Origin of the sequence: Citreicoccus inhibens, assembly GCF_019039035.1 — a bacterium.
Lineage (GTDB): Bacteria > Myxococcota > Myxococcia > Myxococcales > Myxococcaceae > Citreicoccus > Citreicoccus inhibens.
The window spans coordinates 51910-64148 of the sequence record NZ_JAHNZT010000013.1 but is presented as its reverse complement, the minus strand read 5'-3'; the positions used below and the strand labels follow the sequence as shown (position 1 = coordinate 64148).

The 12239-nt window shown below is 70.6% G+C and carries 13 protein-coding genes; 5 read left to right on the top strand and 8 right to left on the bottom strand.

Features of this window, described 5'->3' with window-relative positions; genetic code table 11:
* Nucleotides 1-20: 20 nt before the first annotated feature.
* The 8 genes from KRR26_RS17500 to KRR26_RS17465 form a co-directional block, all read right to left on the bottom strand.
* Complete coding sequence (locus KRR26_RS17500; RefSeq protein WP_120209954.1) at nt 21-1214, bottom strand: outer membrane beta-barrel domain-containing protein; 1194 nt, start codon at nt 1212-1214, stop codon at nt 21-23.
* 9 nt (nt 1215-1223) lie between these two features.
* Complete coding sequence (locus tag KRR26_RS17495) at nt 1224-2042, bottom strand: outer membrane beta-barrel domain-containing protein (RefSeq protein ID WP_217080354.1); 819 nt, start codon at nt 2040-2042, stop codon at nt 1224-1226.
* A 296-nt stretch (nt 2043-2338) separates the two neighbouring features.
* Nucleotides 2339-3010 carry a 50S ribosomal protein L3 gene (gene rplC, locus KRR26_RS17490; RefSeq protein ID WP_120209956.1) on the bottom strand — a complete coding sequence of 224 codons (672 nt, stop codon included), beginning with the start codon at nt 3008-3010 and terminating at the stop codon, nt 2339-2341.
* A 143-nt stretch (nt 3011-3153) separates the two neighbouring features.
* Nucleotides 3154-3924 (bottom strand): hypothetical protein, encoded by a 771-nt coding sequence (locus KRR26_RS17485; protein WP_120209957.1) that lies wholly within the window; start codon nt 3922-3924, stop codon nt 3154-3156.
* Nucleotides 3925-3981: 57 nt separating this feature from the next.
* Nucleotides 3982-4449 (bottom strand): hypothetical protein, encoded by a 468-nt coding sequence (locus KRR26_RS17480; RefSeq protein ID WP_120209958.1) that lies wholly within the window; start codon nt 4447-4449, stop codon nt 3982-3984.
* Between the two features lie 54 nt (nt 4450-4503).
* Nucleotides 4504-5568 carry a HupE/UreJ family protein gene (locus KRR26_RS17475; RefSeq protein ID WP_120209959.1) on the bottom strand — a complete coding sequence of 355 codons (1065 nt, stop codon included), beginning with the start codon at nt 5566-5568 and terminating at the stop codon, nt 4504-4506.
* A gap of 36 nt (nt 5569-5604) precedes the next feature.
* A complete protein-coding gene (locus tag KRR26_RS17470) occupies nt 5605-6168 on the bottom strand; it encodes a hypothetical protein (protein WP_120210024.1) in 564 nt (187 codons plus the stop codon).
* On the bottom strand, nt 6165-6323 hold the full coding sequence (locus KRR26_RS17465) for a lmo0937 family membrane protein (RefSeq protein WP_120209960.1): 159 nt from the start codon (nt 6321-6323) through the stop codon (nt 6165-6167). The genes KRR26_RS17470 and KRR26_RS17465 overlap by 4 nt, the downstream gene beginning before the upstream one ends.
* Before the next feature lie 287 nt (nt 6324-6610).
* On the opposite strand from KRR26_RS17465, the gene KRR26_RS17460 reads away from it, so the two are divergent.
* The 5 genes from KRR26_RS17460 (at nt 6611) to KRR26_RS17440 (ending at nt 11900) form a co-directional block, all read left to right on the top strand.
* Nucleotides 6611-7348, top strand: a complete 738-nt coding sequence (locus tag KRR26_RS17460) for a transglycosylase SLT domain-containing protein (RefSeq protein WP_120209961.1) — start codon at nt 6611-6613, stop codon at nt 7346-7348.
* A 159-nt stretch (nt 7349-7507) separates the two neighbouring features.
* The gene (locus KRR26_RS17455) at nt 7508-7834 is read left to right on the top strand and encodes an STAS domain-containing protein (RefSeq protein ID WP_120209962.1); all 327 of its coding nucleotides are present in this window, start codon (nt 7508-7510) and stop codon (nt 7832-7834) included.
* 102 nt (nt 7835-7936) lie between these two features.
* The gene (locus KRR26_RS17450) at nt 7937-8917 is read left to right on the top strand and encodes an AAA family ATPase (protein ID WP_120209963.1); all 981 of its coding nucleotides are present in this window, start codon (nt 7937-7939) and stop codon (nt 8915-8917) included.
* On the top strand, nt 8914-9882 hold the full coding sequence (locus KRR26_RS17445; protein WP_217080353.1) for a DUF58 domain-containing protein: 969 nt from the start codon (nt 8914-8916) through the stop codon (nt 9880-9882). The genes KRR26_RS17450 and KRR26_RS17445 overlap by 4 nt, the downstream gene beginning before the upstream one ends.
* A complete protein-coding gene (locus KRR26_RS17440; protein WP_217080352.1) occupies nt 9879-11900 on the top strand; it encodes a transglutaminase TgpA family protein in 2022 nt (673 codons plus the stop codon). The genes KRR26_RS17445 and KRR26_RS17440 overlap by 4 nt, the downstream gene beginning before the upstream one ends.
* Nucleotides 11901-12239: the final 339 nt, after the last annotated feature.

Sequence of the window (12239 nt, the reverse complement as noted above, 5' to 3'; positions counted from 1 at the left end):
CCTCGGTCGTGCGCCGGTCCTCAGAAGAGGATGGAGAAGCCAGCATAGAAGCTGACGTTGTTGAGGACGTCCGAGGACGGCTCGGCGACGAGGTCGCGCCCCAGGATGATGTCCTCGCGGTAGTTCTTCTTCGTCTTCGGGTCCACGCCGTCGAACTTCTCCACCTTGCAACCACCGCTCAGCTTCAAGTCGGAGAAGGGCTGGTTGCCCGCGCGCGCGGTCTCCATCGCCTCGAAGTCCGACAGCGAGCAGCCATCCACCTTGTCCACGCGCGCCGTGTAGAGCAGGTCACGGACCTCCAGACGGATGGAGTACGACTCGCCGAACTGGAGCCGGAAGCCGCCGCCCACCGAGCCCAGGAACTTGGTGCCCGTGTCGCCGTAGCGCGCGGGCACCTGGAACGTCTGGCCATCCACCTCGTTGGCCACCGCGGGGCGGATGAGGTGCCGCGTGGCCCCCAGGCCCGCACCACCGCTCAGCACCACGCTGAACTGCGCCAACGAGTTGTTGAGGAAGGCGAACTTGCCGTACAGCGGCGTCACCTCCACGCCAGCCTGCACCCCCCACTGCAGCAAGAGCGACGAGGCCGCCTGCGCCTGCTCGCGGACCTTGTCGATCAACTCCAGGTTGAAGTGGCTCTCGTCCGAGTACCAGTTGTACTGGCCCGCCAGTTGGACGCCGAAGTTCTCTTGCAGGTGGTAGACGTAGTGCAGCGCCGTCCCCACGTGGTTGGTGTACTTGCCATTGAGTTGCACCACCGCCGGGTACAGCACCACCTCGTGGTGGCCCTCGTCGGCGAAGCGCTTCTTCTGCACGATGTGGACGTTGACGTTCGGGTCGTAGAGCGGCGCGCCGTTCACCAGGCGCTGCTGCGAGGCGTCCGTGGTGCGAGGCCCCTCCGAGGAGAGGTCGGGCGTGTCATCCGCGCTCGCCGGTGGCGGCGCGGGGGTGGGCATGGCCACGGGCGCATCGGGCGCGGGCGCGGAGGCCTCGATGGCGCGCACCGGCGCATGTTGGATCGCCGGCGTCACGGGCGGCGGGCGCTCTCGAGGCGCGCGCGGTGGCTCGGGCTGGGGGCTGGCGCTGACGGGCTCCGGAGGGATCGCCGACTCGGGGCCCGGCGCGGGCACGGGCTGCTCGCCGCTCGAGACCTGAGCGAGCGCGAGCGCGGGCAGCGCGGTGAACAGGAGCGCGAGGCGCGGGAAGGTTCGCATGGGGCCGGCCTAGAAGGAGAAGGTGTAGCCAAGGTCGAACTGCACCAGGTGCGTGAGTCCAGGGCTGGGGGCTTTCTCCCCCGTCTCGCGGCCGGCCTCCCAGTCATCCCGCAGCAGGTTCACGCGGTAGCTGTCGCGGAAGATCCAATCGCGCACCTCCAGCTTCACGCCGTGCTTGTCGAGGATGAAGAAGCGGAAGCCCAGCGCCCCAGACACCACCGGCGCCACGCGCGTCTCGTGGACCCAGAAGTCCTCGCGCGCCGTGCCGCGATCATCCAGCGAGGTCCGGTCGTCGCAGACGCCCGCCGTGCGGTCCACCACATGTGAGCACTGGATGACGGACTTGCGCTTGAACGAGCCCACCCCACCTCCCGCCCAGAGGTAGGCCTGGAAGTGCGCCGGGATGTCCGACACCAGGCTCAACTTCCCGTAGACGGGCGCCCAACGCACACCCGCGACCCCATGGAAGTTCATCTGCCAGAGGTCTTCGAGCTCGTCGGTGATCTTCTTGTCCTGCCGGTCCAGGAAGCTCTCCGAGATGGAGCGCGCCAACCCGGTGTGGCGACTGGCCGCGTAGCCCGCACGGGCCTCCACCGCGAGCGTGTCGAAGAGGTTGTAGGCCAACCCCACGTCGAAGAAGTAGTGGGCGGTCAGGTGCGTCTGCACCGGCAGTCCCACCGACAACGACAGCTCCGGATGCCCCGCCGGGCGATACAGCCGATTGCGGACGACCGCCGAGTCGAGGACGCCCTCCTCCTGGGCGGCAGCCCCGAGCGCCGTCAGCGTGGCGAGCAGCGAAGTGAGAACGCGAAACGAGCGTGCTTTCATGGCTCCTGCCCGGCCCGGGGGGGCCGCCGTGTGCGAGAGGCCGAGCCTCCCCCAACGCGAAGCCCGCGTCACCGATCAGGCCTCTTCCGTGGCACAGCGATGTGCACACGCCGCCCCCTCGCGGCAAGGTGAGGGCGCCCCGGGTTGCAGGACTTTCCACCCCGCGCGCCCCTCCCGCCCACTGCCGAACGCTTCCGAGTCCCCCAGGGCTGAAAAAACGAACGCCCCGCCCGGCACCCTGGAAGGGCCCGGAGACGGGGCGTCGGTCGCGCTCGGGAACAGACGCGCTGCGTGAATCAGCCGCGCGCGGCCTTGTGCTGCTCGCGCATCGCCACCTTGATGCTGGGGCGAACGTAGACGATGGCGTCGTTGTGGCCCGGGACGGCGCCCTTGACCAGGACGAGGCCCTTCTCCACATCCACCGCCACGACGGACAGGTTCTGGGTGGTGACCTGCTCCACGCCGTAGTGGCCGGGCATCTTCTTGTTCGGGTACGTACGGCCCGGCGTCTTACGCTGACCGATGGCGCCCGGGTGACGCTGGTACTCGTGCGTACCGTGCGTCTTCGTCTGCGAACCCTTGAAGCTCCAGCGGCGCATGACGCCGGAGAAGCCGCGACCCTTGGTGATGCCCGTGATGTCCACGAGCTGGCCCTTCGCGAACATGTCCGCCTTCACGGCGTCGCCCACGTTGAAGCCCGCAGCCTCCTCAGGAGACACGCGGAACTCCTTCAGGTGGCGGCGCGGCGCGGCGTTGTTCTTCTTGAAGAAGCCACGCACCGGCTGGGTCAGCACCTTCTCGCGAACCTCGCCGAAGCCGAGGGTCACCGCGGAGTACTGATCCTTCTCCGGGGTGCGCTTGCCCATCACCTGGCAGGTGTTGACGTCGATGACCGTCACCGGAACGAGGTTGCCCTCGTCGTTGAACACCTGGGTCATTCCGATCTTCTTGCCAATCAGACCCTTCACGTCGTCCTCACAGCGAGCGCCCGTGGCGCTGAAAACCCAATAAAATCAATGAACTGGCCCGCACAGCATCCCACGGGCGCCAGGAAGCGGCGCAAGATAGCAGACACGCCCCCCACGTCAAGCACTACGGGCGGGGAGCCCCCTCACTGTGCGCGATCCAGACGAGGGTAGAACGGCGCAAGCTGCGCGTCCGCGACGCGCAGGGAATACACCTCTTCGCCCAGAAGGAACAGGGCTTGATCGAGGTAATCCTCCGAGGCCTTCACCGCCTCCTCCTGGGTGCCGATGGATTGATCCAACTCGGCCATGCGCTCGTCGTGGGCGAGCTTGCGGGCCTCCTGCTCGTCCTCCATCTCCAGCAGGCGCTTGTGGGCCAGGATGCCGGCGGCGCCGGGCTGCCCCGGGAAGGGCGTCAGCGCCGTGGCGACCTGGTGCTCCAGGTCCTCGATCTCACGGGCGAGGCGCATCTGGGTGATGCGGTTCTTCTTGAGGTTCTGGCGCGCCAGGTCGAGCCGGCCCGCGTCCTGGGTGATGAGCTCCAGGTCCTCCATCTTCTGTTCCATCTGCTTCAAGCCGAACTGGGCGTAGCGGTAGTCGGCGCGCTTGTTGGTCAGCGTCTTGCGCAGCCCCCGGACCTTGCCCTCCACGGAGTCCACGGCCTTCTTCCACTTGGTGACAATCGCCTGGTGGCCGCCCCGCTCTTCCTCCTGATGCGCGAGGAAGTCCTGGAACGCCGCGTCCTCGTCGTTCATCTCCTGCTCCATGGCGGCGAGCTGATCGCGGCTCGCCACCACGGCCTCCTCGGCCTTGAACACGCGGTCCATGGAACGGGGGCAGCCCGGCTTGCCCGGCAATCGATCGCGCGCCAGGTCACCGAGCTGGAAGATGAGATCGTTGTAGCTCTCCTTCGCCATGGGCGGGTTCATACGCCCAAGGCGCCGGGACTGTCACCGGCCGTGCACGCCCGAGACTCAGGAATCCGCTGGCGCGGCGGCCGCGGCATCCATGGAAATTCCGGCGAGCGCCCCTTCCGCCAGGGCCAGGAGCTCCCGGGCGCGGTCCTGCTCCTCGGTGCGGTTGAGCTCACAGACCCAAGCGGAGGACAGGTCCGCTTGTTGCCGGGCCAGCTCGGCGGTGGACTCGTAGCGGGTGGCGGAGACACGGGCGAAGGCGCCCTCGCGGCGCAGCTCCAGCACGGTGTCCGCACCCAGCTCGATGTCCTCGGGGGGAACGGGGAGCGGGCCGCGGCCCAGCGCTGCCAGTCGGGCCAGCAGGCGCGAGGCATGCGCCCGACAGAAGGCCGCCAGCACCATGAGCCGTGCCCGTACGCGCGCGTCCCCCATGCGCTCCGCCAACGCCGTCATGCGTCGGGCGGACACGACCTCTGCTTCCCACGCGGCGGCCAGCGCCGCTGCCAACCGCGTATGCCTCGCACCCATCAGCGTCCCTCCCCACCCTCTTCCGAGGGAAGCTAGGAACGGCCTCCTGGGGATTCAACCGAGGGCCCGCTGGACCATCCAGTAGCCACCAGCGACGAGGATGCCAAGCGAGAGGAATCGCACGGTGCGCCGATGCAGCGTGGGGCGCCGCTGAACCATGCGCAGGACGGGCAGCAACACCGCCACCACCACGGCCTGCCCCACCTCCACGCCGAGGTTGAAACCCAACAGCCCCGACACCACGTCCTGCCCCAGCCCCTGCTCGCGCAGCGCGCTGGCGAAGCCAAAGCCGTGCACCAGGCCGAACAGGAACGTGACGAGCGCGCGGTGCTCGTGGCGCCGCAGCACGAGGTTCTCCACGGCCACATAGATGATCGACGCCGCGATGGCCGCCTCCACCCAGCGGGCCCGGGCGCCATCCAACACCACGAACCCCAGCGCCGTAGCCCCCAGCGTCAAGGAGTGGGCCACCGTGAACGACGTCACCAGCAACAACACGCGCCGGAACGAGCCCCCCACCAGCAGCACCGCCAACAGGAAGGCCAGGTGATCCACCCCGCTGAAGATGTGGTGGATGCCCAGGGAGATCCACCCGCCCAGGCCCGACACGCGACTGGCCGACTCGCCGGGCCCAGGCAACATCACGGATGGCTGCGCCGCGTCCGCGAACAGCGCGCCCGGACCATCGCCTTCGAGGAAGCTGCCCACCACGACGCGGTAGTTGGCCGGCAACACCGCGAGCAGCCGGAAGGTCTGCCGCAGCGGACCCGGGGGACACTCGAACGTGGCGCTCAACTCCACATAGGCGTCGCGCAGCCACGCGCGCTGGCCACTTCGAACGCAGGCCTTGCCACCGGCCGTCATCGGCATCGCGTCCCACACGCCCACCGAGAGGGCGTCGGCGCGCGCGTTCAGCTCGGCCTGGGTGAGCGAGCCGTGCGCGTCCACGGGCACGAGCAGCGCCAGCGTGTTCGCGGTCAGCGTCACCGTTTCTTGGACCCGTGAGGCATCCGGTCCCTCGCGACGGGCCTGGGCATAGAGGATGTCCGCGTCGTGCGCGCGCGCGAGACTCCCCCACAGCGCGGCCAGCACCACCATCCCCAGGCAGAGGTTCCTCATCGCGCCGGGGAGACTGCCCGGCGCGCCCGGGAGCGTCTACTCCTGGATGAAGCGCAGGTGGATCTGCTGCCGACCGCTCAGCCCCCCGTGGTGCGCGCCGCATCGCGGGCAGTAGAGCGCGCTGTCCCACTCCCAGAGGGCCTGCACGTCCTCGCCGCAGCACACCATGGGGATGACGCGCAGGGACTCGGAGTCCGGCGGCATGGGCCCCGGCAGGTCCTCGGGCGGCACCACCACGAAGGTGGGCCGAGGGTTCTGCGACAGCGTCCGCGTCACGTGCGCGAGCTGCTCGTAGCGCACGTGATTGGCCCAGGCCCGGGCCACGCGCTCGACATGCACGTGCTGCTCGGTGGTCAACCACGAATCCGTGGGCGCCTTGTGGCCGCAGTACAGGCAGCACCACGGCGGGCCCTCGGAGTCCCCGCTCTCGTGCGCGTTCTCGAACGGGAAGAGCGAGGTCAACCGCCGGTGCACCGCGTGGGCATCATGCCGGCTGGGCCGCGTCTTGAACGTCCGGCCACAGGCGGGACACTCGCGGCGCACGAAGCCCTTCTCGTCGCGCGGCAGCTCCAGCCGCGCCACGTCCAGCTCCCGGCTCACGCCCAACCCCGACTGCGCCCCGTGCTGGCCGCCCCCAACACCAGCGCAACCAGCGAGAACAACAACAACAGATGCACCCAGTGCCCCTCCGTCGAGCCGCTGATCATCCCCAGCACCCACAACACCATCAGGATGATGCCCATCGTCCAGTACACGCCTCGCCTCCCCTGCCCTCGCCCGCTCGCGGGATTGACTGGTCGCGAAGCTAGGAATCACCGTGGAGCCCGGCAACACGGTGGGAACGGCCATGCCCCACGGTGGGAACTTCCCTGCCCCCTCGCGGGCAAACGGCCCGCCCGACTCCCTTGAGATGTCGCGCACCGGACGCCGCACGAGGCCCTCTTGCTGCCCCACGTCCTGGCACACCGCCTGCTTGGCGCCGAGCCTTTGAAGTGACGAGGGCGGCGCGAGCGACATGGGGTCGGGTGTCGGGGAGGGCGTGATGCGGGGCTGGAGATGGGTGGCCATGGCGGCGGCGTTGCTCGTGGGAAGTGGGGCGAGGGCCTTTCCCGTGATGCCTCCGGAGGAAGCACTCGGTGAAGCTCCCGCGGTCATCGCGCTGCGCCAGCAGTTGGCCCAGCGCGAGGCGGAGCTCAAGGCCATCCAGGAGAAGCTCCGGGAGTCCTCGGACGACTCGCACTATGCGGACGCCGAGCGCCTGGGCGTGGTGGAGGCCGTCCGGGCTTCTGGACTGACGGCACGGCAGCAGCGGCGGCTGTCCGTGGCCATCATCCGCGAGGCGGATCGCAACCACTTGGATCCGCTGCTCGTGGTGGCGCTCATCCACTGCGAGAGTTCGTTCAACAACTATGCAGTGTCCAACGTGGGGGCCATGGGCCTCATGCAGGTGATGCCAAACACCGGCACGTACCTGGCGAACAAGGCGGGCTTCCGGCTGGGGCGGCGCACGAACCTGTTCGACGCGGAGACCAACGTGGAGCTGGGCACGGCGTATCTGGCGGACCTCATCCAACGCTTCGGCACGCTGGAGCGCGCCCTGGTGGCCTACAACGCGGGGCCGGGGCTGGCCCAGCGCATCCTGGCCAGGCGGGAGCGGCGCGTGAAGTTCATGGCCGGCTATCCCGCCAAGGTCGTGAAGGAGTTTCGGAAGTTGAAGGCGAAACAGGCCCGCGAGCTGACGCTGCGCGCGACACAGCAGACGGATGACCGGGAGGGTTGATGCCTGCGTGACACGTGCTCCGCCCGCTGGCCGACAGTCTCGTCGAGTTTGCCGGGTTGGGACTGAACTTCGCCGGAGGCCGGGCGCAGAGTTCGCGCCCGGTGACGGGTGCGTCGCCGGATGCACGGTGTTGTGAAGAGGTCCACGGGAGAGCACAGCATGGCGGGGCTGCAGATTCACCGGGAGGAGGAGGCGGGGGGGAGTGTCACCCTGCGCCTGGAAGGGACGCTCGACGGGCGGACCGCGCTCGAGTTGCGCAGTTCGCTGGAGGCCCTGCGGGAGTGCGAGGTCGTGCTGGACTTCGCACACCTGCGCGAGTTCAAGGACAGCGCGGTGGGCGTGTTGACGTGCGGGCTGGCCGAGCGGCCAGTGCGCCTGAGGGGGCTGGCCACCCACCACGAGCGGATGTTTCGCTACTTTGGCGTGAGCGTGTCGTCCGCTGCCCGCCAGCCCTACTACACGCCCGAGGAAGTCCTTCAGGCCTGAGCCGCCCCGCCCGACCCGGGCGGCGGGCGGGCGTCCATCAGCGGACGGCGGCCTCGTCCGGTATGCCGACCCGGGAGCGAGTGGGCTAGAGTCCGCCGCCGGATGACTCAGCCCGCACGCGTCCTCGCCCCTGTTCTCACTCCCACATCCGCGCGCTCGGCGATGGAGCGGATCGCCGCCCAGCTCGGGCGGGCGGTGCAAGGAAAGCCCACCCAGGTCCAGGATGTGGTGACGTGCCTGGTCGCCGGTGGGCACCTGCTCCTGGAGGACGTGCCGGGCGTGGGGAAGACGACGCTGGCCGAGGCGCTCGCCCGAGCCTGCGCGCTGTCCTTCGCGCGCATCCAGTTCACCGCGGACCTGCTCCCCGCCGACATCCTCGGCGCCCAGGTGTTCCACGCACCGACTGCCACCTTCACCTTCCGCCCCGGCCCCCTGTTCCGGCAGCTCGTCCTCGCCGATGAGCTCAACCGCGCGCCGCCGCGCACCCAGTCCGCGCTGCTGGAGGCCATGGCGCAGGGGCAGGTGTCGATGGACGGCAACACCCTGCCCCTCCCGGCGCCCTTCACCGTGGTGGCCACCCAGAACCCGGTGGACTTCTCTGGCACGTACCCGCTGCCGGACTCCCAGCTCGACCGCTTCCTCATGCGGCTGTCGCTCGGGCCTCCCGCCCCGGACGTCGAGGCGCGGCTCTTGTCCACCCGGGGCGCCCATGCCCCCCTGGACGCGGTGGAGGCCGTCTCCGGCCCCGAGGAGGTCTCCGCGCTGAGAGCCCACGCGGCGGGGCTGCGCCTGGACGATGCGGTGGCGGAGTACGTGGTGCGGCTGGCGGTCGCGACGCGGGAGCACGGCGACATCGAGCGAGGTGCCTCCACGCGCGCGGTGCTGGCGCTTGGCGCGGCGGCGCGGGCGCGGGCGACGTGGGAGGCGCGGGACTTCGTCACGCCCGGCGATGTGCGGGCGCTGCTCGTGCCGTGCTGGGCCCACCGCGTCCTCTTGCGCAGCGCGGTCCAGGGCGTGTCCGCTCGGGACGAGGCGGCGCACCTCCTGGAAGAGATTGCTCGCAAGGTGCCGGCGCCCCGGTGAACGCGCCCGCCCCTCGCACCTTCCGGGCCCGCCTGCGCGCGTGGCTGAGACCGCCTCGGACGCTCCGGGTTACCCGGACGGGCCGCACGTACCTCGTGGTGACGTTCGGCGTGGGGCTCGGCGCGCTCAACACCGGAAACAACCTGCTCTACCTGCTGCTTGGGATGCTGCTGAGCATGGTCGTGGTGTCAGGCGTGCTCTCCGAGCGCTGCATTGGAGACCTGAGCGTGCGGCGAGTGGGCGCGGACGCGGCGTTCGCGGGCGAGCCCTTCGCCTTCCGCTGGGCGGTGTCGCGCAAGAAGGGCCATGGGTTCGCGCTCACGCTGTCCGAGGCGGACGTCCCGCTCACCGGCGAAGGGCGCGTGGGACACCTGCCCCCCGGCACCGAGGCCATCGTGCGGGCGGACCTGGGCGCGTCGCGCCGCGGGCCCATGCGACTGACGGGCGTGCGCGTCACCACGACGTGGCCGTTGGGATTGTTCGCCAAGACGCGCGTGCTCCCGGTCGAGGGGCTGCTGCTCGTCTATCCGCAGCGGAGCTTCGCCTGTCGGGAGCCGGTGACGTCGGAGCTGGGGCCCGCGGGAGAGTCTGGCAATCCGCGCCGCAACGATGGAACTGGAGACGTCACGGGGCTGCGCGAGCTGGCGCCCGCCGAGGACGCGCGCCGTGTCCACTGGCTCAAGAGCGCCTCGCAGGGAAAGCTGCTCAAGGTCGAGCGTGAGCGCGAGGAGCGCCGCACGTACCAGCTCTCCATCGAGTCAGGCCTGAGCGGCGACGGCCTGGAGCGCCGCTGCGAGGAGGTCGCGGCCCAGGCGCATCGACTGCTCGCGGACGGCCATGAAGTGGGCCTCGACACGCCCAGCACCAGCTTGAGGCCGGCGACGGGCACTGCCCAAGAGCGGCGCATCCTCCAGGCGCTGGCGTGGTTGGGGTTCGAGGACACGCGCGCGTCGGAGGCGGCATGAGCGCTCGCCCGCTGCGACTCCGGCTGGTGCTGCGCGACGTGGGCGCCGGGGCGGCCTTTGCCTCCATGGCGGTGTCGGGCCAATTGCCGCTTTGGACCTTGGGCTTGTTTGGCCTCGCGCTCGCGCTGGCCTTGCTCGGCAAGCGCGTGTTCGCGCGGCGCGCGAAGCTCACCGCGGTGCTCCTCTTGGGCGTGGCTGCGGTGCTGGCCCTCCAGGTGATGTCCGGCGCCATGAACATGGTGGTGGCCGCCTGCGCCTTCGCGGGACTCATCGCCGCGCATCGCATGTTGTCGCAGCCGGACGCGACCGCCGACGGGCAGACGAACCTGGCCGGACTCCTGATGGTCGCGGGCGGCGCGGCGCTCTCCGGCGACATGGTGTACGGCGCGTGTCTCATCGGCTTTGGCGTCCTGTCCAGCCTCGCGCTCGCGCTGGGCGTGGTGGAGGGCGCGGTGCCGGAGGGTGAGCCTGTCCCGGTGCGCGGCGTGCTGCGCCCCCTGTCGAGCGGCCTGGCCTTCGCGGTCGCTGGAGCCGTGGCGTTCTTCGTCCTCTTCCCCCGGCTGAACTGGACGGTGGTCGGGCCCCGCTCCGCTCCAGGCCTGGGCGCCGCCACGGCGGGGTTCTCGGACACGGTGCGCCTGGGCGGCGCGGGCACCATCAAGGGCAACCCGCGCGTGGTGCTGCGCGCGACGCTCACGCCGGATCCGGGGCTCGACGCGCTCGGGGCGTACTGGGTGGGCCGCACGTACGACACGTTCGACGGGCAGGAGTGGACCAGCGTCGGCGCGCCGCAGAAGAGCGGCGAGAGCATCATCCTCCGCCCAGGCAGCGAGACCCTGGTGCATCAGCGCGTCGAGCTGCTGCCCGCCTATGGCGGCCGTACGCTCGTGGCGCTGGAGATGCCCGCCCGGCTGGGCAACGCGCTCGTCCACACCTCACTCGGCACGCGGCGCACCGTCGTGCAGCGGCTGGGCGGCGGCGAAGTGCGCTTCGTCGAGTCCGGCATCTCGTACACCTACGAGGCCTACAGCCTGCCCCCCAACGCGGAGGAGGGCTCCACGGGCAAGCTCTCGCGCGCGGAGCACGACCAACTGCTGGCGCTGCCCGAGGGCCTGGATGCGCGCGTGGCGCCGCTCGCGGCGAAGGTGCTCGACGGCGAACGGGAGCCCCTGGCCGCCGCGCGCAAGCTGGCAGCGTGGCTGCAACGCGAGTACGGGTACACGCTGGAGCTGAGCGGCGAGGTGGCCGACCCCGTCGCGGACTTCCTCTTCACGCGAAAGGCCGGCCACTGCGAGCACTTCGCCACCGCGCTCACGCTGCTGCTGCGCACGCAGGGCATCTCCGCGCGGCTGGCCACGGGCTTCTTCGGTGGAGAGCGCGTGGACGGCGCCTATCTGGTGCGCGCCGGAGACGCCCACGCGTGGACGCACGTCCTCGTGCCTGGGCGCGGCTTCGTGACGGTGGACGCCACGCCTCCGGCGCACCGGCCCACCCAGTCCTCCGCCTTCGTGCAGCGTCTCCTCGCGCTCTATGAAGCGTTGGAGTCGCGCTGGCGCAACTCGGTCGTCGATTACTCGTTCCGGGATCAGGTGGACGCGGCGCGCGCGCTGGTGCGCCCGCCGCGCGGAAGCGAGGAGCGCACGCCCAGCCGACTGCCGCCGTTGCGCGCATGGGTGACGGCCGCGCTCGTCGCCGCCGTCGTGTATCGCGCGTGGCGAGCCCTCTCACGATGGAAGCGGCGCGCACGGCCGATGGAGGCCACGCGGTTCGTGGACGCGGTGGAGGCGCGGCTTGCCCAAGGCGGTCCGCCCCGCCGCCAGGGCGAGGCGCTCGAGGAGTTCTCCGCACGCCTGGCGCGGGAAGGCCATCCGCTCACCCCCGCGCTGACGCCGCTCACGCGCCGCTACCTGGAGGCCCGCTTCGGCGATCGGCCCCTGGTGACGGGCGAAGCCGCACGCCTGCTCGAGTCGCTGAACCGCGCGCTGGAGGCGGACGCGGCCCGGCGCCGCGCCCCCTAGGCTCGCCGCGCGCATTCCCACGCGCGCCCGAGCCCGAGCGCCCGCACGCCCTGCGCTCACGCGGACGGCCCCGGAAAAAGCGTGGGCCCGCGCATGCGCGCCCGATTAGGCGTTCCCATATTGGGACCACGCCGCGAAGCGAAGCCGCGCGTGTCCCGCGTCCCACTCACGTCCCGACGCCTCGTCGGCCCACGTGCAACGGAGGCCACTTGCGGACAGACGCGCACGTTTTGCAGCCCCTCGTTCGAGCCTTCCCCGCGCTCGGGCCGTAACGCTTACCGCCCCATCCCATCGCACCGGGCCAAGCGGCCGCCAACCCCCCGCAGTCACGAGGGAAAG

Coding starts and splice junctions, on each gene's coding strand:
- KRR26_RS17495 (WP_217080354.1), bottom strand. CDS start 2,042: ATGAAAGCACGCTCGTTTCGCGTTCTCACTTCGCTGCTCGCCACGCTG.
- KRR26_RS17485 (WP_120209957.1), bottom strand. CDS start 3,924: ATGGCGAAGGAGAGCTACAACGATCTCATCTTCCAGCTCGGTGACCTG.
- KRR26_RS17500 (WP_120209954.1), bottom strand. CDS start 1,214: ATGCGAACCTTCCCGCGCCTCGCGCTCCTGTTCACCGCGCTGCCCGCG.
- KRR26_RS17475 (WP_120209959.1), bottom strand. CDS start 5,568: ATGAGGAACCTCTGCCTGGGGATGGTGGTGCTGGCCGCGCTGTGGGGG.
- KRR26_RS17450 (WP_120209963.1), top strand. CDS start 7,937: ATGACTCAGCCCGCACGCGTCCTCGCCCCTGTTCTCACTCCCACATCC.
- KRR26_RS17455 (WP_120209962.1), top strand. CDS start 7,508: ATGGCGGGGCTGCAGATTCACCGGGAGGAGGAGGCGGGGGGGAGTGTC.
- KRR26_RS17440 (WP_217080352.1), top strand. CDS start 9,879: ATGAGCGCTCGCCCGCTGCGACTCCGGCTGGTGCTGCGCGACGTGGGC.
- KRR26_RS17460 (WP_120209961.1), top strand. CDS start 6,611: ATGCGGGGCTGGAGATGGGTGGCCATGGCGGCGGCGTTGCTCGTGGGA.
- KRR26_RS17480 (WP_120209958.1), bottom strand. CDS start 4,449: ATGGGTGCGAGGCATACGCGGTTGGCAGCGGCGCTGGCCGCCGCGTGG.